The sequence below is a fragment of the Siphonobacter sp. SORGH_AS_1065 genome, assembly GCF_030818595.1.
Taxonomy (GTDB): domain Bacteria; phylum Bacteroidota; class Bacteroidia; order Cytophagales; family Spirosomataceae; genus Siphonobacter.
The window spans coordinates 1,987,292-2,006,614 of the sequence record NZ_JAUTAM010000004.1 but is presented as its reverse complement, the minus strand read 5'-3'; the positions used below and the strand labels follow the sequence as shown (position 1 = coordinate 2,006,614).

Genomic DNA, 19,323 nt, shown 5'->3' with positions numbered 1-19,323 from the left:
TTAAAATCAGGTAAAGTCAAATGCTAGTAAGATAAATTTAAAAACTGTCTATATAACATCCGATCTAATTCAAGTATTAACTCTAAATAGGAGCCCCTTAAATTTTAGAGCCGTGAGCGTTTACAACTGGTAACTAAATGCATCGACCATGTCGAGTGATACCTGGCATGGAATGCTCTTCGAAATGAATACCCGGACCCGTCTAAAGTCATCCAAAGATTAATAACTCTTCTTTGCTTTTTGTCAGCAATGCATACCCTCTAAATCTGTGTTCATGGTTACTAAACCAATGACTAGCTGATGAGTCATACCACGACCTGAGGAACGATCATCAAACGTGCCCTATTTACTTCCCTTGTTAGATAAGGGCACTGCGAAGGATTCAAAAAGCAAATAAGTAATGAACAACCGAAACAGTTTAATTGCCCTGTTTCCTACGCTCATCATTAGTAGTCTGTTAGGGATATTCTTAGCCTGTAAGCCGCAGGATCAGCCCCATCCCACGAACCCATCGGTAATCCTCCAGTTGCTAGCCGATGGCGTTACCGACCAGGCTAAGCCCCTACAAAGGGCTATTGACTCCTGCGGAGCAATCGGGGGCGGTACGCTAATTTTGCCCGCCGGAAAGTATCTGATCAGTCCCATCATTCTACGTAGCCGGGTAACTCTGCAACTGGAATCTGGGGCTACGCTGCTGGCCAGCACCAACGCTGCTGACTACACCAATAAACTCCCCAACCTGATCAATGGCGATTCATTGACCGATGTGAGCCTGAAGGGACAAGGCACCATCGACGGGAACGGGGCCATCTGGTGGCAACGGTTTCGGGACAGTGGTAAAACCCTTAGCCGCCCCCGCCTGATTTACATAACCCGCTCTACAAACCTATTGATTGACGGGCTCACGCTCATTAATTCACCGTCATTTCACCTGGTTCCTAGCCAGTGTCGGTATGTAACGATTCAGAATCTGACCATCACCGCTCCGCCTGACTCACCCAATACAGACGGCATCGACCCGGCTAACTGCACACACGTGCTGATTCAGCACTGTACCATTGACAATGGCGACGACAATATTGCCATCAAAGGTGGACGCAGCAATGGACAGATCATCCAGCCCTGTCAGGACATTCAGATTCGAAATTGTCAGTTCCTGCATGGGCACGGCTTGTCAATAGGGAGTGAAACCTCTAGCGGCGTAACGGGTGTATCGGTGACGAATTGTACGTTCACCGGAACGACCAATGGTATTCGCATTAAATCGCAGTCAGGACTCGGTGGGTCTATTCAGAGCCTGTCTTATAAGCAGATTACCATGACCGACGTGCCCAATCCGCTGATTATCGACCTGGCGTATTCACTCAACAGTAATAATGGGTATCCCAATGATATACCATCGGTATCGGGCCTAACTATTGAGCAATTGACGGTAACGGGTGCCAAAAACGCGGGTAGTCTGGTGGGATTGACGAACAGCCTGCTTCAGAACCTGACGTTGTCAAACCTGCACATCAACGCCCGTACGGGATTAGTTCTACAAAATGCCCGCAACGTAGCAATGAATGTCTACCATATTGAAGTCAGCAGCGGACCCTCTGTTATTGCCCAAAACGCAACTGGCACTGGCTTTTGAGTGGTTTTCATCTGCTCTTCGGCTGAAATGGTCAGCCATGTATGTGCCTAAATTCGTTAGTGACGTTTCGATAAATACCACTAATGATGGAAACAGGAAAACGTAAATCGCAACTGTTCGTCCGCGGCTGTGTCGTGGATGCCTGAGGAAAGCGTCTGCGACGCTCAGCATTATAAACGCTTTTCTCACGTATCCGCGTTTTTAAAACGCACTAAGGGAGGTACACCGCCTTTGAATAAATTAATAACCAATACTCGCAGTTGCTCGGCTCTGCCGAGTAACCACCTAGTTGTAGGCCTCTGGCCATTTCAGGCAAAGAAATCTAATAGAAAACGACGGGCTGACCTACTTTGAAATACCTAGCATTGAATTCCATTTCCTCACTCGGCAGAGCCGAGCTACTGCGGTAGAAAACTTATCTACAAGAAATGGCAGGTAGGAACCTGCCTTTAGAGTAGGAACGAAAGACCTTCTGATAAAAGGGACAATGTTGGAATTAGTAGAGTTATCTCATGACTAAGTACGTACGCAAAGCCAGTAAGGTCCTTCGCTTCGCTCTGGATGACAGGGAATAGATAATTTCACAATTTCACCATTTTCCCTGTCTTGGCCGATTCCCGGGCGGCTTCCAGAATGCGTACGACTATGAGATTATTCTCCAGCGAATACAAAGGATGAGGCTTTATTTTGCCGCGAATTAAGTCCGCAAAATAGGCGAAAGGATCGTCGTAAACGGGTAGTTCCTGCTTGGTAATATTCCGTTTTTCCTCCTTCTTTTTACCACTTCTGACTTTATATTTCTCCTGATTTTCGGTAATTACATACCCACCATCGCCGTATACTTCCAGGTCTTTACGGCTATACGGCCAGTTCCAGGAGGCCTGCACGATGCATTGGGCATGGGGGTATTCAATCACAATGGTGGCATCGTCGTCTACTTTGGGATACATATGAGGTTTGAATTGATGCGTAACGGCTGTTACCGAAAGCGGCTTTTCATTCTTCATGAAGTAAGTCATCAAATTGGCTCCATAACAACCAAAATCAATGAGGGCCCCACCGCCGTTTTGCACGGGGTCGGTTAGCCATTCAAAAAACTCTGGATTAACGTTGATTTCTTTGGGCCCTTCGTGCCCCGTATGTACCACCATTTTTTTGAATTTCCCAATCGCTGTGCTGTCCATCACTAGTTGATACGTTTTCTCAATGCTTGGGTACCACGAGGTTTCGTAATTAGTGAGTAATAAGGTGTGATGTTTTCTTGATAACTCCGCCATTCGCTCAGCATCTTTCACGTTCGTTGAAAGCGGTTTCTCTACCATGACATGAATACCTCGCGGAGCACAAGCTTCCACAACGGCTTTATGTTCATAAATCGACCCAAAGGCTACCACCGCTTCGGGCTTCGTCTGATCGAGCATAGTTGTCAGGTCTTTATAAAACAGCTTCGGGTCGAGCTTATACCGGGACGCGTACCGCTGAGATAACTCCTGATTACTTTCAGCAATACCGACGAGTTCAATATCGCCCACAGGTTTTCGACCCAAAATCCAGGGCACGTGTCCGTGGGTAATACCTGCTACGGCCACGCGAACGGGTTTCTGAGCTATCGCGACAGTGCTGGTTAGAACCAACAAGCCCAGGAAGAGAAATTTTTTCATAGTGTTCAGAGGAGTTTGATTACTTCGGCTAATAGGTTCGGCTAGTTACTTAATTCTGCGAGATTAAGCTAATATTCCCTCCGCAAAGCCTTCCTTAAAGGCACCACTTCGCCCCCAGCTTTTCAATCGAATTTTAATGGATCGTCTCATTCATTCAAGCTATAAATCATGTATTTTTTAAAGGCTTATTCTACCCTGCCTATCTAAACTGATTTGAGCAGAATAAGAGTAAAAATTCTTAGAAATACATTCGTTAAACATAATAAAATACATACCGCTCAATCCTACTACTTGGTAGTATTTAATTGTCAATTAATGTTAAAAATCTACATTCAAGTTAATTTATTAGTAAATTGGCTGCTCATTTATATAGTGTATTTTTAGTTAAAATTACCTATATAAGACACCCCATTACTTTATCAATCAGAGTTTATGTTTTCTTTATTCTCAAAAGGAATATTCATTCTGTGTGCCTTCTGCATACCCTCCGTTGTTTTTGGACAGTACCTCATCAAAGGTCGGGTTACAGACGCATCGACGGGAGATCCTATCCCTTTTGCCAATGTGGCTCTACGAGGGAAAGCCATTGGTACAACTACCAATTTTGAAGGCTACTATTCATTCAAAACCAGTCAGTTGAGTGATTCTCTGATTGCCACGAACATCGGCTATCGCATGCGTTCGAAAGCTTTACAGGCTCAGGCAACCGAACAGGAGATTAATATTCAGCTAGAACCCGGCACGGCTCAGTTAAGAGAAGTAGTGATTCATGCTGGCGAAAATCCGGCCTACGCCATCATTCGAAACGCTCGTAGGCAGTTCAAACATCGGCAACCCGTTGAAGCTTATGAGTATACCAGTTACACCAAAATCGAACTGGATGTAGACAATGTCTCCGAGAAGTTTCGTAAGCGTAGAATAGTCCGCAAGATGACCGAGGCAATTGAGCAGGCCGAGTTTCTGGCAGGCGAGGACGGTCAGCCCATCTTACCCATGTTTGTTTCTGAAACTTTTTCACGTTTTTACTACCTGCATTCGCCGGAGTTACGCAAAGAACATATCCTTAAAACAGCTACGAAAGGGGTGGGTGTTAAGGACGGAAATTTCATTTCACAAATCACCGGCGGGAACTTTCTTCAGAGTTTAAATTTCACACATAACTACATTACGTTTTTAGGAAAGGACTTGCTTTCCCCCATGGGTGAACACTGGAAAAGTACGTATGACTTTTACCTGGAAGATACCCTGGCGGTGGGTAATGAAGTATGCTACGCCATTGAGTTCAAACCCCGACGCAGCTCTGACCTGGCCTTCACGGGGAAGATCTACATTGATACTACACGTTATGCCTTGCGGGAAGTGGAAGCTACCATTGGCAAAGAAGCTAACCTGAATTTTATTGACAAATTAAAAATAGATCAGGAATTAACGATGGTGGTCAACGGGGCTGACTCCACGTGGTTACCTAACAAAACCCGCTTTATGATTGACATTGCTCAGCTTACCAATAAATCCGCGGGGATGCTGGCTAAGTTTGACCTGTACAATCAGGATTTTGTCCTTAACAAGAAACATCCGCTCAGTTTCTACAATCCAAATCTGGAAGTAGCCGAAGATTTCAAGGAAGTGACGCCTGAATTCTGGGCCAAAACCCGCCCTGAAAACCTTAGTTCGGAGGATCTCCTCGCTAGAAAACTGATTGATACCCTTCAGAATCTGCCCATCGTCCGAACGTATGTGGATGTAGCAGAGCTTATTGCCACGGGCTGGAAAAAGTATCCTTACGTGGAATTTGGCCCTTACCTGTATTCCGCTGCCTGGAACCGAATTGAAGGCCTGCGGTTACGAATGGGCGTCCGCACCAATTCTGATTTCAGTAAGCACTGGATTTTACGGGGCCATCTGGCCTACGGTACGCTCGATCAGCGATTTAAGTATAGCGGAGAGGTGAACTATCTGTTCTCACGAAAAAGATGGACCGTTGCCGGAATTCGCTATTACCACGACCTTGAACGCATCGGTTTAACACCTGATAAAATTGGCGACAACAAGCTGTTTTATGCATTTACACGTTTTGGGAAAGTCCGTGGCTCTTATATGCAAACCGATTATGAGCTCTTTTTCAAGTCCGATGTTATTCGTAATCTTACGCTTTCGGGTTCCATAGACAATCGTAAGTACGAGCCACAATTTCCTTTCTTCTATAAAACTGCCCCGCATCTGGGTGAAAAATCACCCCGCCAAACCAACTTCTACGATACCTTTGTTACCCTGGAAGCCCGTTATGCCAAAAATGAGCAATACTTAATGGATGGCAACGAACGGATCACACTGGGCACCAAACGAATTCCAGTGATTTCGTTCCGGTACGTAAGGGGTTTTGCGGGCTTAGTGCATGGCAATTTTAATTACCACCGCTTCCAGTTATCAGCCTACCAGACATTACAAATGGGATTATGGGGACGATCTAATTATTCCTTTTCGATGGGTTATACGCCATCGGTTGTCCCTCCCATGTTGCTATTTCCTCATTTGGGTAATCCAACCTGGCTGTTCAACCGGAATGCCTTTAACCTGATGGACTTTTTTGAATTCGTCTCCGATCGCTATGTTTCTCTACAGTTTAACCATTCCTTCGAAGGGCTTCTCACCAACCGTATTCCAGTTATTCAGAAGTTAAAACTGAGAAGTTTTATGCTTTTCAATGCCTTAGTAGGTCAGCAAAGTCTTCAAAACCACGAATTCATCGATCACCATAAACTTCCATCCCGTACACACTATGACTATGGCTCTCTCAATCCAAGCATCCCTTACATGGAAATTGGGTACGGCATTGACAATATCTTCAAATTCATCAAGATAACGGCCCTCCACCGATTAACTTACCGGGATAACCGTTCGCAAAATTTTGCGATTAAAGCCAGTGCTCATTTTGGTTTTTAAACAAACCGGGGCGGGTCAAATGACCCGCCCCGGTTTGTTTATTACCAGCCCATCCGCTCTTTCAGACGGGTAACATGAGCCAGATGATGTCGGCTATGCCAGTCGTAATTCCCCAACTGATAGTCCAGCGTTACGCTTTGCTGTGAGCCGGGGTGGAAGAAGGTTTTCTGATAATCAGCCTCCTGCATGGTTTTGAATACATTGACCCAGCGAACGTGCAAGGCTTCCAGCAGCGACAGCGAAACGTCCAGTGGTGTTTCGAAAGTATCGCCCAGATCGGCCCAGCGGGCTTCTTCATAAGGCTTGATGCTTGGATTGGCTTCGGTCAAAGCCAATTTGGTACGAACATAACCGTTCATGTGACTATCCGCTACGTGATGCACCACTTGCCGAACCGTCCAGCCGCCTTCACGGTAGGGCATATTCAATTGCTGCTCCGATAACCCTTCCAAAGCCTGACGATATTGACTCGGTACGTGAAGGATGGACTTGATTAACTCGCTTCGCTGCTCAGGCGAGTAAGGGCCTTCGTAAACGAACAGGCCAATAGGATAGCGTAAGTCTTGCATGTATTGAATTTGGGGTTTGAATTCGTTTGGTCAGGTTTAAAGTAACTTGATCAGATTCATCTGATTTCGTCGGCACATCCTTTATCAAGGAAGCCACGTTCAAAGAAATTCAAACTTATCAAACCTTCTCAAATTATTGTTAAGGGACTCAAACAAATCCAGCTCATACCCCGCTCCGCAGTCGCTTGGCTCTGCCGAGTGACTGCGGAAATTTACGACTTGTCTTCAAGGAATATTCACTAATGGAAAGTAAGGTCCTTCGCTCTGGATGACAGTTAGTGAGTTGACAACATCCTTTATCTTACTGCTGCCAGCGAAAAAGCTGGTCGGACCACGTTGGTCGGACCATGCGGGCAGCCTTAGCACTAGTTCCTTCGCCCACTCCGCAGTAGTCGCTCAGCCAAGCGGCTGCAGGAAACCATGTTAAAATAAAAATTAGCCCGTGTTTCTGATGAAACACGGGCTGCGATCATGGTGGCTTCGTACGGGAAATGCTCTTAGGTAAAGGTTAATGCCTATTAATTCTGATTCAGAAAATCAGTAAAGTAAATCAGCTCTACTTCGAAGAATAAAGCCGTTCCCTCCCGAACCGGATCGGAGGTGATGGCGATACAGGGATACTGTTCCGGTTTAGGAATGGGTAACCATTCGGGTACCGAACACCCTGGGCTTTCTTCCTCGTGCTGCAAGCTGGTCGATAAAATGTGGCGAAGGTAATCTTCCTTGCTACGAACCAAGTTCTTCTGCATAATCGTGGCGTTTGGAATAGGCGGAAACGATTGACTTTATTTTTTACTCATATCGTGTATCAAAAATGGCAACTAGAATTAACAAATACAAATAAAATAGACAAATTCTTTGTTATTGATTCAAAAATCTCTGATTTACCCTTTTTTGAATATACTTCTTATTCGCCCAGCATTCCATCCCTTAACAATTTGTTAATCTCTACGGCCATTCAAAAGTCTTAACTTCCAGATTCAAACGATCCCTATGAACCATGATTTCAGCCCTTTGGCGTAGCGGCTTATTACTAATTTTGTTGTCTTATGGTTCAGGATTTGGACAAAATATACGTTCAAATCAAGGCCGATCAGACTCAACATTCATCCAGGCGAAGGAAGAATATGCAATAGCTCTTCAGTCCGAAAAACCACTGGTAGCAGCGAAGGCACTTCAATCGCTCGGACGACTTTATTTTCACGCCGGGCAATACCCGCAGTCGCTCAGTTATTATGCTCAGGCAGGTCAAAAACTAGAGCAGTTGGGAGAAAAGAAATGGCTCGCTGAAAATCATAATGCACTCGGTGAACTTTACTACTACAGCAAGCAACCCCAGCAGGCCCGACTTCAATACGAACAGGCCTTACTACTTTTCAAAACAGTATCGGATGCCTCGGGTATAGCGACTACCTACGGAAACATCGGACATTTGTACGAAAAAAGACAACTCTACGACAGTGCTTTTTATTATCAGCAGCAGGCACTCCATCAGTATCTCTCCGCTCACAATCGGGAGGGAACGGCCAAGATTTACGAAAACATGGGGAGCATTTTTGAGGATCTTGAACGCTACGACTCGGCCCAGGTTTACTTTCAGCGGGCACTAAAAGTTAATCTTCAGACGAAAGATTCGCTACTCCGCATTGAAATCTATAATAACCTCGGCGACATTCTTCGCAAAACGGGTCACTTTCAGAAAAGCCTAATTTATAGCCGAAAAGCCTACGAACTAGCCCTGCAAACGCATGAACGCCATTACCTGAGTGGTTCGACCAATGACATTGGAAAAGCCTATCACCTGATGGGTCTGAACGACAGTGCCTACCATTACGTATCCTTGAGTCGGGCTTACGAAGCCGAAATTTATTCACTCGAAAGTAGCCAGCAACTGGCCCTGACCCAAACGCTTTTCGATACGGAAAAGAAGAATAATGAGATTGAGCGACTGACTAATGAACGTCAGTTCAACCAACTCATGACCATCGCGGTAATTATCGGTCTTTTGCTACTGATTGGTCTGGTGAGCCTGGCTTATAATCGGCAAAAAATGAAAGTTCGAAATGAGCAGACGCTCAGTCGACAAAATCAATTGGTATACGAAACGCAGCGGGAACTCATGCAATCGGAGTTACGGAATCAGCAGTTGCAGGAAGAACAGTTAAAGAATGAACTTGCTATTCGTTCGAAAGAATTATCCACTCACATTTTACATATTATTCAGAAAAATCAGGCATTGGAAGATTTGAAAGGCAACTTAGATAAACTAATAAAAGACGATAAACGTGATCACAAAAAGCAGATTAAGAAAATTGTTCAGCAGATTAATGATAGTTTTAGCCATGATCAATACTGGCTCGAATTCAGCAGCACCTTTGAGCAGGTACACCAATCTTTTTTTGAAAAGTTAAGGCTTCATTCGGATCAATTATCTATTTCTGATTTACGATTGGTAGCCTTATTAAAAATGAATCTGACTTCATCTGATATTTCCACTTTATTAGGTATCTCGCAGGACAGTTTACGCGTTACTCGGTATCGTCTGCGGAAAAAACTTAACCTGGCCGCGGGTGAAAGCCTCACAGCCTTTATTCAGGGAATTTAGAGGCTTAACATTTTGGTAATATTGCCATAACGCAAACTTAATGGCGGTTTTGTAACGGTATAAATATTTAAAAATCAATAATTTAACTACTTTTTGTTAACACTGTTGCTTTCGTGCTAACGGAGGCTCCAGTCACCGAACTTCTTTCGGCTTTCCAGTTCCTTGACTCCTAATTTTTCATCCTGCACCTTCGTCCCATCAAACGAAAATCAGTAAGAATACCAAGCTGATTCTCGTGCTGATTTTTCTTACTCAATCAGTACTCATTCGATGGGAAAGATTTATAGTATTATTGTTTTTATCAGCCTTATTTCATTTTACAGTTGGGCTGGATCTATTAAAGGGAAAGTTTCTGAATTATCTTCCGGTGAACCCATTACTGGAGCCGTTATTCGCGTAGAAAATACGATGTATCATGATCTTTCGGGATATGATGGCAGCTATACGATTAAAAACTTACCAGCCGGAACCTACCGGGTTACTATCAGTTTTATCACCTTTCAGTCTATTACTAAAGAAGTTAAAATTTCCGGCACTGAAACCGTTGTTCTTGATGCATTCCTAGAACCTTCCCACAAACAAAATTTACAGGAAGTAGTCGTAAAGACGGGCCGTGAAGGAGCGACGGATCAAACCGCCCGTCACCTGGAACGTTCGGCGGATCAGGTGATGAATATCGTTTCGGGACGATCCATCCAGTTATCTCCCGACCTTACCGTTGCCAACGTTATCCAACGGGTTTCGGGGGTATCCATCGAACGAAATAGCAACGGCGACGGTCAGTACGCCATCGTTCGGGGGATGGACAAGCGGTATAATTACACGCTGGTCAATGGCGTGAAAATCCCAAGCCCGGATAACCGCTACCGCTACGTTCCACTCGACATTTTTCCTTCCGACCTTTTGGATCGGCTTGAAGTTTACAAAGCTCTCACCCCAAGCATGGAAGGCGACGCGATTGGCGGAGCCGTCAATCTGGTTATGAAAGACGCTCCGAACCAACATTTGTTCACCGCTAACGTTTCAACGGGTTACAGTGAATTATTCATGAATCGGCCTTTCATGAGTTATGACTGGAAGTCTGTTACTAAAAAATCGCCCTACGAACGCAACGGTAATCAGTACAATGCCACGCCAGCCGATTTTTCGAAAGTTACTTCGACCTATAGAAAGCAGTCGCCGCCACCGAATGTACTGGGCGGATTTTCCTGGGGTAACCGCTTTTTCAATCAAAAACTAGGCATTATCGTAGCCGGAAGTTACCAAAACACCTATCGCGGAAGTAATAGTTTGTTCTTTGACTCTGAAACCGTTAACACTCAAAAAGGGGTAACCCTTACCAAGTTAAGCGAGCGTCAGTATTCCGAGCAGCAGTTACGCTACGGAGTTCACACGAAGCTGGATTACCGGCTGAATGATCGACATAAACTCTCCTTATATAATGCCTTTATTAACCTGAGCAACAGCCAGATTCGGGATACCAAATCAACACAGTTAACCATTGGCGGGTACGATCCGATTGCCGGAAATGCGACGCTGGGGTATGACACCCGGAGCCGCTTGACGCAGCAGCAGATTCTGACGAGCACCTTGCAGGGTAAACACCAGATCAGCGATCCGTTTGAGGTGCAGTGGTCAGCAGTGTATTCGAAGGCAACGAACCAACAGCCCGATCAAACGCAGGTTCCGTTACTAGGCGAACGTAAAAACTTCATCGAAACCCGAACAACCGTACAGGATGCGTACCGTCGCTGGGAGCATAATTCAGACACCGATCTGGCGGCTTACCTGAACTTTAGTTATCGTTCTCATTTGGGTCAAACGCCCTTAGAATGGAAGGCGGGTGGGCTTTATCGCACGAAAAACCGGAGTAATTTCTATAATAACTACCAGCTTCGTCCCTCCAACCTGTTTGCCCGTTACGGCGAAGACTTCACGTCCTACGATCAGATTAACTGGACGATTCAGAACCCGCGAGGTTCGGTCGGTAGTGCGATGACCTACGATGCTTCCGAGAAAACGGCTTCAGGTTATCTACAAGCCAAGGCAACGCCTCTACACTGGGAAATTCTGGGCGGCGTGCGAGTAGAGCATACGGATCAGGGATATGAACTGAAAAATCAGATGGGAGAAGATCGTCCGACGGGTCATCAGATTTACACGGATGTATTACCCAGCCTGCACCTGAAATACATGCCGAATGGACAGACCAACTGGCGGGCCTCGTACTTCCGTTCGCTAAACCGTCCGGGCTTCTTCGAGATCGTTCCCTATAACGTCGTTCAGGAAGAATATCAGGAGCGGGGTAACCCCGATTTGAAGCGGGCAATTGCGGATAACATCGACTTGCGTTATGAACACTTCCCCACTCACACCGATCAGTTCATGGTGGGACTGTTCTACAAATACCTTCAAAATCCCATCGAGTATACGTTACAACGGGATCCCGTTCGTGGGCAGTCTATCATTTACACGCCGGGTAACTTCGGGAATGCTCAGAACGCCGGGCTTGAACTAGACTACATCAAGTATTTCAGCAAGTGGGGAATTAAGGCCAATTATACCTATACGCTGTCCCGAATTACCTCCGCCAAATTTATCCGAACCCGTGACGAAAACGGGGATTTAGTACCCATGTACGTCCACCAAACGCGTCCTCTGTATGGTCAGTCTGCCCACATTGGTAACCTGACTGTACTGTACAGAAATGACGGTTGGGACGCTCAGGTAGCGGGTAGTTACACCGGCGAGCGAATTAATACGGTTTCTCAATTCCTCAATAACGACCTCTGGCAAAAAGCCTTCATTCAAATGGATGCTTCGCTGGAAAAAGCCATAGGTCATCGTTGGGTCGTTTTTGCGAAAGCCAATAACCTGCTCAACACGCCGCTGGAAGTGTACATCAAAAACGCTGAGTCAGTTAACGAAGGATTGCCCTATCAAACCGAAGCGGGCAAAACCCTCATCCGTCGGGATTATTACCAGCGTAGCTACGTCTTCGGGTTACGCTTTAAACTCTAGCATTCAAGCTTTCACAAAATCTTTATTATCCAGAAACAATCATGAACAAACTGTTTATTGCAACCGGTCTGGCAATGGCCTTTTTAACCAGTTGTAGCAAAAATTCCGAAGAAACGCAGGTTACCCCAGCCCCTACCGAAGAAAGCGTAAGCGGTAACGTGGAAGGCGTTTGGAAAAAAGGGAATACCTACAAAGTGACGGGACACCTCCAGATTGCCGAAGGCAAATCCCTGACCATTGAAGAAGGCGTAACCGTTCTGATGAGCGATTCGATTGTGAAGCCTGAGATCCTCATCAAAGGGAACCTCTACAGCATGGGAACGACGGCCAACCCCGTAAAATTCACCGTGCCTGATGCCTGGAAAACGGCGGCTAATAACTTCGGTAACCTTTGGGGTGGTTTGATTGCTGGCCCCACCAATACGGAATTAGTCCTTTCAAACACCGTCCTTGAATACGGTGGAGCTGTCACTACGGAAGAATCTCCTTCGGTTAAGGCTCAGTTATACAAAGCGAAAGCGGGCGAGCACGTTCCGGTATTATACACTTCAAACACAGGCTCTAAAATTGTCGTGGCCAACAGCACCATTCGTCACTTCAACGAAGACGGTTTTTACCTCGAAGGTGGTAAAGTGTTAATCATGAACAACACCTTCCACACTACCGGCGTTTCGGGTGGCGAAGCCATTAACATCAAGTCAGGGGTACAGGCTGAGGTAGCTTTCAATGTCATCTATAGCCCCAACACAAACGCTCTGAAGCTTTCCAACGCGGGTGACAAAACGCCTCAGGCTTACATCGTGGCTTACAACAACACGATTGTGAACGCAGGCTGGAGACGTCCAACCATCAAAGGCGGTTCTATTTGGTTAGAAAAAACGGTTCGTGCGGACGTTTACAATACCTTACTGGTGAACGACCGTTTCGGTATTAAGCGGGACAAAGGTGCCCCTGAAGATACCCGTTCCGTCATTGCAAATAACTTCTATTACGGGTACACGCAGACGGGCGTGGATCAATTTCAGCCTTCAACCGAAATCGTAAAAGGAACGAATGATATTCTGAGTACGAAAGCGGGAGAAAATGATCCTAAGCTGGTGAATTACCCCCTGTCTACGTCCAGCATGAATTCCAGCTACGACTCCTCCTGGGATTTTCACTTACAAACGGGCTCTCCAGCGTTAGGCAAAGGCAAAACAGACTTTACCCGTCTATATGCAAACGGTCTAAGTGTAAATGGGGTAACCTATACGTCACCCGCTCCCGGTTCTTACATCGGAGCGTTGGGGACGAAATAAGTCATCACTAGTCCCCATGTCAGCCGGCCTTTCGTGGGGACTTTCTGTATCTATATAAAAGGATGTTACTGAAAACGAGTGCGTTATTATTAACCGGACTGGCTCTGTTCACCAGTTGCCAGCGGCATACGATTTCCCGTCAGGCGGTGAAACCGCTGTACATTACCGAAAAACTGGCTCACGATTCTGATGACCCGGCCGTGTGGATTAACCCTCAGGACCCGGCCAAAAGTCTGATTGTCGGGACGGATAAAGACGTAGAGGGAGGACTGTATGTCTTCAACCTTCAGGGAAAAATTCAGCAAAAAATAGGAGGACTGAAGCGTCCCAATAACGTTGACATTGAATACGGTTTGATGCTGAACGGAAAGGCCACGGACATTGCCGTTACCACCGAACGCATGACGCACCAACTGCGAATTTTTTCTTTACCCGACCTGAAACCCGTGGATAACGGCGGTATCGAAGTTTTTGAAGGAGAAACCCAGCCAGAATACCGCGATTTAATGGGCATTTCGATGTATAAAAACAAAGCAGGCGTAATCTATGCCATTGTAGGTAGAAAGACGGGTCCTACTACGGGAGGTTACCTCTGGCAGTACCGCCTTGACGATGACGGAAGGGGCCAAATTAAAGCCACGTTAGTTCGGAAATTCGGTGCTTATAGCGGGCTGAAGGAAATTGAATCCATCGTAGTGGATGACAAGCTGGGTTATGTGTATTATTCGGACGAAGGCAAAGGCGTTCGCCAATACTATGCGGATCCTGAAAAGGGTAATGAAGAGTTAGCCTTATTTGCAACCGAAAACTTCAAAGTCGATCACGAAGGCATTTCGATTTATGAACTAACCGACAGCACGGGTTATATCCTGGTATCGGATCAGGGAGCGAATCGCTTCCAAATTTTCAGCCGCGAAGGAACGCCGGATAACCCTTTTGAACATAAGCTGGTTAAAATTGTGGACGTGCGGGCCATGGAAAGTGATGGCTCGGAAATGGTTTCCGTGCCTTTGAATAATGACTTTAAACACGGCTTGTTTGTCGTCATGAGTACGGATCGAACCTTTCACTTATACCGCTGGGAGGACATTGCGGGAAAGGAATTAACGTTACGCCCTTAATGAAAATTGCCAGCTTCTCGGCTGGCAATTTTTGTATCATCCCATTGCGAAAACCCGGGTTCATGACGCTGAGTTATTCATTTTCAATTCTTTTGGGATTCTCTTACTTCTCCATTTTTTAAGAAAGAGTTACTTTCCAGGTGCGTTCGAATACTTCTCCGGCAGCCAGACGATTAATCCCCTCCTTCGTTTCTAAATTCTGATCGTGTGTAACGCTATCGGCAATACCGCACCAGGGTTCGATACAAACAAAAGGGGCCTTCGGAGCGGCCCAAATGCCGAGGTAAGGAAAGTCCTCAAAATCAAATTTCAACTGATAAGGAACCTGATCTGATTTCAGGGTTACCGAAGTAGATTTCAGATGCTTAAACACCAAAGCATCTTCCGCAAAAAGCTCATGAGATAAAGCAATGCGGTTACTATTTTCTACGACAGGTTCGGGGGTTACGTCAATCAGACCCCCTTCGGCCAGCGGCCAACGATGGAAGTCTTCTGTTTCATTAAACTCCAGGTAATAATCCGTGTATTGCGTTTCGTCTGTGAAAGGAACGCGGAACGCCGGATGTCCACCCACGGAGAAAAATAAATCCTTTGAATCGTGATTGGTTACCTTGTACTGAACGGATAATTCATTCTGACGCAACGTATAGATCACCCGCAGCCGAAATTCAAAGGGATAAACCGCCATCGTTTCGGCATTACTCTTCAATAAAAACGTCAGGTCAGATTCACCTTCGGCTTCCAGTTCAAACTCCATATCCCGGGCAAAACCGTGTCTGCTCAGCTTGTACGAGTTCCCTTCGTAGTGATACTCGTTGTTTTTCAAAGCTCCTACGATTGGAAATAAAATGGGGGAATGTTTGGCCCATAAAGCGGGATCCCCGCTCCAGAGGTATTCCAGATGCGTTTCTTTATGATAAAGGCTTACCAATTCCGCCCCTTTCTGGCGGATGGCTACTTTGAGATAATCATTTTCGAGGAAATAAGTCATAGGTCTATTGAAATTGTATTTGATGTAATAACACAGTACAGCCAAAGTTGATCGGAATCTTTGAAAAAAGAAAGACAGCTTCACAAGGGATTAATGATTCGTAATTTGAAACCGTTACCCTAGGCTAGGTCCACGTTATTCATACGGATCCACCTTTGGGGTTTTATTTCTTCTTTAAAATCATTCTCTGCCCGAACTAAATTAACCCCAAACCCTCAACGCTAAACTTCAAATTCCAAACTCAAAACCCCAAACACTACCTTAATCGTCTGGTAGTCTGACTAATTAAATCCGCCCCGGAACTAAAAAAACGAAAACAAGCTTGTCTTTTTTACGAAAAGAGAGTACTTTTGCAGTCCGTTTTTCAAGACGAACATTTTTTATTTTTTTACATCATGCCAACTATTTCACAACTAGTACGTAAGGGTCGTGAGCGTGTGACTTGGAAATCAAAGTCTCCAGCTCTTGACGCTTGCCCTCAAAAACGTGGTGTGTGTACTCGTGTATACACAACTACACCGAAGAAGCCTAACTCTGCTCTTCGTAAAGTAGCTCGTGTGCGTTTGTCACATGGTAAAGAAGTTAACGCCTATATCCCCGGAGAAGGCCACAACTTACAGGAACACTCTATCGTACTGATCCGTGGTGGTCGTGTGAAAGATCTTCCTGGGGTTCGTTACCACATCATCCGTGGTGCTCTGGATACTGCAGGTGTTAAAGGTCGTATGCAAGCTCGTTCTAAATACGGTGCGAAACGTCCTAAACCCGGTCAGGCTCCCGCAGCTCCTGCAAAAGGTAAGAAGAAGTAATCTTTTTCTGATCCATCGTCGTCAGTTCGAAAGACTGAGGGCTTAACACATCCGAGAATGCAGTAAGCCACTGTTACGGGCAGAAGCGACGCGTTCTCATCAACATTCAAACGTAACTTAGTCATGCGTAAGGCAAAACCAAAAAAACGGTACGTATTACCGGATCCTAAATTCAAGGAGACGCTCGTAACGAAATTTGTAAACAACCTCATGTACGAGGGCAAAAAGTCTACTGCTTATAACATCTTCTACGGTGCTCTGGAATTAGTAGAGAACCGCACCAAAGAAAATGGTCTGGAGACTTTCAAAAAGGCGTTGAACAACGTTATGCCTACGGTAGAAGTAAAGAGCCGCCGTGTAGGTGGTGCTACCTTCCAGGTTCCAACTGAAGTTCGTCCCGAGCGTAAACAGTCAGTAGGCATGAAATGGCTGATTAAATATGCTCGTGGTCGTAACGAGAAGACCATGGTAGAGCGTCTGGCTAGCGAAATCGTAGCAGCTGCTAAAGGCGAAGGTGCTGCGGTGAAGAAGAAAGACGATACGCACCGGATGGCTGAAGCTAACAAAGCTTTCTCTCACTTCCGCGTATAGTTCTGAGGAATATATTCTCAAGAAAAGAGTTGCAGACTTTCGGGTTTGCAACTCTTTTTTCGTTTGAATAGGTTTGAAATCATTGCAAAAGCAATGATTTCAAACCTATTCAGCCTGTCATTTAGAGCGAAGCGAAGGACCTTATTTCTCACAGTCGCTCGGCTCTGCCGAGTGACGCACTGGAGACCAGGCCTCTGGTCGACGGTAGGCCAAACACTTTGAGCTAAATAAGCTGCACTTCGCTACTTTGATTGCTCTGAGTCAGACGGCCAGAGGCCTACAACTATACTGTCACTCGGCAGAGCCGAGCGACTGCGTAGCGAGGGGGATGACCTAGTGCTGGGGGCTGCCAGCGAAAAAGCTAGTCGGACCCCACGTTGGCCGGGCCATGCTGGCAGCGGTAAGATAAAGGCTATTGTCTATTAACTGTCATGCAGAGCGAAGCGAAGGACCTTATTTAGCATTCGTGAATGTTCCTCTAAATGAAAGCATCTACTCCCGCAGTCGCTCGGCTCTGCCGAGTGACGGTATAGCTATAGGCCTCTGGCCGGTAGTAACAAAAACACTTTGAGGTTAGCAAGTAACTTGCTATCTTCCTATTGCTTGGCCTCAGACGGCCAGAGGCCTACAACTATAGGGTCACTCGGCAGAGCCGAGCGACTGCGTAGCTTTTAGAATTCTCTCACCTCAAACCTTCTCTAACCACTTCAAACAATCCAACTAACCCACGTCAAACAAAAAAAAGCCACCCAAGTGGGCAGCTTCTTTTCAACTAAACTGGAAATTAAATTATCTCTTTCTTCCTGAAGCGATCATCGAGCAACGGAAACCGATGGTAGCCGTTGATGAATCCTGATCTAGGTAACGACGAGTTCCGGGAGCTAACCAGTAAGCAATATCTGCCCAGGAGCCACCTTTATACACCCGCGTACGGTTGTCCAACATGGAGTTGTTATCTTTTTTACCGTAGTTTTTCTCATCATCCAGGTAACCATCCCGACGAACAGGGTTCAAATCGCTGAACGTCTGGAAGGTGGTGGGGCGGTATACGTCCCATACCCACTCATTTACGTTTCCAGCCATGTTATACAGACCAAAATCGTTAGGAGGATATGAATACACTTCATCCGTGATGATGGCACCGTCGTTCGTTTTACCGGCAATACCCGCATAATCCCCACGGCCCCGTTTGTAGTTAGCTAACATCGTACCTTTCTTCTTACCTGAGCTTTTACGCATCGAAGAACCATCCCAGGGATAAATCCGCTGATTCGACTGGTTTTCGTCCAGGTATTGCGTACCGATCAAAGCTTTCGCTGCGTATTCCCATTCTGCTTCTGTTGGCAGACGGTAATTCGGCAGTACGAAGCCCGTTTCAATGGCAGCCCGGCCTCCGGTATATTGCTGGCTAGAAGCTTCTGCTGTCGCCTCTTCCCCTTTCTTGCCTTTTTTCTTACCGCCACTGGTTGCTTTACGAGCCAGATCATTGTTTACGGCTCCTGTACGCCAGGCTGAGTAATCCTGTGCCTGTACCCAGGAAACACCCACAACCGGATACATACGGAAACCAGGGTAACGCAGATATTGATCTACGTAGGTATCGTTGAAGGCCATTTCGCCCGCCCATACAGTGGTATCGGGTAAAGCCGCTTCGTAAAACTCCTGAGTCGAGTCTTTCTGAATGGCGTGCAGATATTCGAGGTAGTGAACGTTAGCAATTTCGGTTTCATCCATAAAGAAGGATTGTACCGTTACTGTACGCTCTACGTTATCGTGAACACCCGCTACGTCTTCTTCCAGCGAACCCATCACAAAACGACCGCCTTCGACGTACACCAGGTTAGGGCCCGTTGGCTGCCCTTTAAAGCTCTTAGGCGTTGAAAAACCTTCTTTCGTGTTATACGCAATGCCTGTTGCCGTACTATTCTTCCCGATATGGGCACTATCGGGCGTTTTGTTCTTTTTGCAAGCCGTTGTCAGTAGCACCATCGCCCCCAACAAATAATAAACTGACGCAATTCTCATCATTGCTATGTATATGGTTTGGAATATCGCTTTTGGTTTCTGTTTTAAGTGAA

General features: G+C 45.9%; 13 protein-coding genes. 8 read left to right on the top strand and 5 right to left on the bottom strand.

Features of this window, described 5'->3' with window-relative positions:
• The first annotated feature begins 400 nt into the window (after positions 1-400).
• Positions 401-1,636, top strand: coding sequence for a glycoside hydrolase family 28 protein (locus tag QE390_RS09035; protein WP_307141909.1), 1,236 nt, complete (start codon positions 401-403; stop codon positions 1,634-1,636).
• 581 nt (positions 1,637-2,217) lie between these two features.
• Here QE390_RS09035 and QE390_RS09030 read toward each other — a convergent pair.
• On the bottom strand, positions 2,218-3,297 hold the full coding sequence (locus QE390_RS09030) for a Gfo/Idh/MocA family protein (protein WP_307141908.1): 1,080 nt from the start codon (positions 3,295-3,297) through the stop codon (positions 2,218-2,220).
• 432 nt (positions 3,298-3,729) lie between these two features.
• Between QE390_RS09030 and QE390_RS09025 the strand changes: the two genes are divergently transcribed.
• Complete coding sequence (locus QE390_RS09025) at positions 3,730-6,240, top strand: DUF5686 and carboxypeptidase-like regulatory domain-containing protein (protein ID WP_307141907.1); 2,511 nt, start codon at positions 3,730-3,732, stop codon at positions 6,238-6,240.
• A 41-nt stretch (positions 6,241-6,281) separates the two neighbouring features.
• On the opposite strand, the gene QE390_RS09020 is transcribed toward QE390_RS09025, so the two are convergent.
• Entirely contained in the window at positions 6,282-6,809 is a 528-nt protein-coding gene (locus QE390_RS09020; protein ID WP_307141906.1) for a YfiT family bacillithiol transferase, read from the bottom strand.
• A gap of 518 nt (positions 6,810-7,327) precedes the next feature.
• On the bottom strand, positions 7,328-7,558 hold the full coding sequence (locus QE390_RS09015) for a hypothetical protein (protein ID WP_106637293.1): 231 nt from the start codon (positions 7,556-7,558) through the stop codon (positions 7,328-7,330).
• A 251-nt stretch (positions 7,559-7,809) separates the two neighbouring features.
• Between QE390_RS09015 and QE390_RS09010 the strand changes: the two genes are divergently transcribed.
• The 4 genes from QE390_RS09010 to QE390_RS08995 all read left to right on the top strand — a co-directional run bounded on the left by QE390_RS09010 (position 7,810) and on the right by QE390_RS08995 (position 14,854).
• Positions 7,810-9,414 carry a tetratricopeptide repeat protein gene (locus tag QE390_RS09010; protein WP_307141905.1) on the top strand — a complete coding sequence of 535 codons (1,605 nt, stop codon included), beginning with the start codon at positions 7,810-7,812 and terminating at the stop codon, positions 9,412-9,414.
• A 270-nt stretch (positions 9,415-9,684) separates the two neighbouring features.
• Positions 9,685-12,435, top strand: a complete 2,751-nt coding sequence (locus QE390_RS09005) for a TonB-dependent receptor (RefSeq protein ID WP_307141904.1) — start codon at positions 9,685-9,687, stop codon at positions 12,433-12,435.
• A 41-nt stretch (positions 12,436-12,476) separates the two neighbouring features.
• The gene (locus QE390_RS09000) at positions 12,477-13,733 is read left to right on the top strand and encodes a right-handed parallel beta-helix repeat-containing protein (protein ID WP_307141903.1); all 1,257 of its coding nucleotides are present in this window, start codon (positions 12,477-12,479) and stop codon (positions 13,731-13,733) included.
• Positions 13,734-13,795: 62 nt separating this feature from the next.
• Positions 13,796-14,854, top strand: a complete 1,059-nt coding sequence (locus tag QE390_RS08995) for a phytase (RefSeq protein WP_307141902.1) — start codon at positions 13,796-13,798, stop codon at positions 14,852-14,854.
• A 118-nt stretch (positions 14,855-14,972) separates the two neighbouring features.
• Here QE390_RS08995 and QE390_RS08990 read toward each other — a convergent pair whose 3' ends face one another.
• On the bottom strand, positions 14,973-15,845 hold the full coding sequence (locus QE390_RS08990) for an aldose 1-epimerase family protein (protein WP_307141901.1): 873 nt from the start codon (positions 15,843-15,845) through the stop codon (positions 14,973-14,975).
• Positions 15,846-16,240: 395 nt separating this feature from the next.
• Here QE390_RS08990 and rpsL point away from each other — a divergent pair, with 395 nt between their 5' ends.
• The gene (gene rpsL, locus QE390_RS08985; RefSeq protein ID WP_106637308.1) at positions 16,241-16,654 is read left to right on the top strand and encodes a 30S ribosomal protein S12; all 414 of its coding nucleotides are present in this window, start codon (positions 16,241-16,243) and stop codon (positions 16,652-16,654) included.
• 123 nt (positions 16,655-16,777) lie between these two features.
• Positions 16,778-17,245, top strand: a complete 468-nt coding sequence (gene rpsG, locus QE390_RS08980) for a 30S ribosomal protein S7 (protein WP_106637287.1) — start codon at positions 16,778-16,780, stop codon at positions 17,243-17,245.
• A gap of 789 nt (positions 17,246-18,034) precedes the next feature.
• On the opposite strand, the gene gldJ is transcribed toward rpsG, so the two are convergent.
• On the bottom strand, positions 18,035-19,273 hold the full coding sequence (gldJ, locus tag QE390_RS08975) for a gliding motility lipoprotein GldJ (protein WP_373424539.1): 1,239 nt from the start codon (positions 19,271-19,273) through the stop codon (positions 18,035-18,037).
• Between the last annotated feature and the right edge of the window lie 50 nt (positions 19,274-19,323).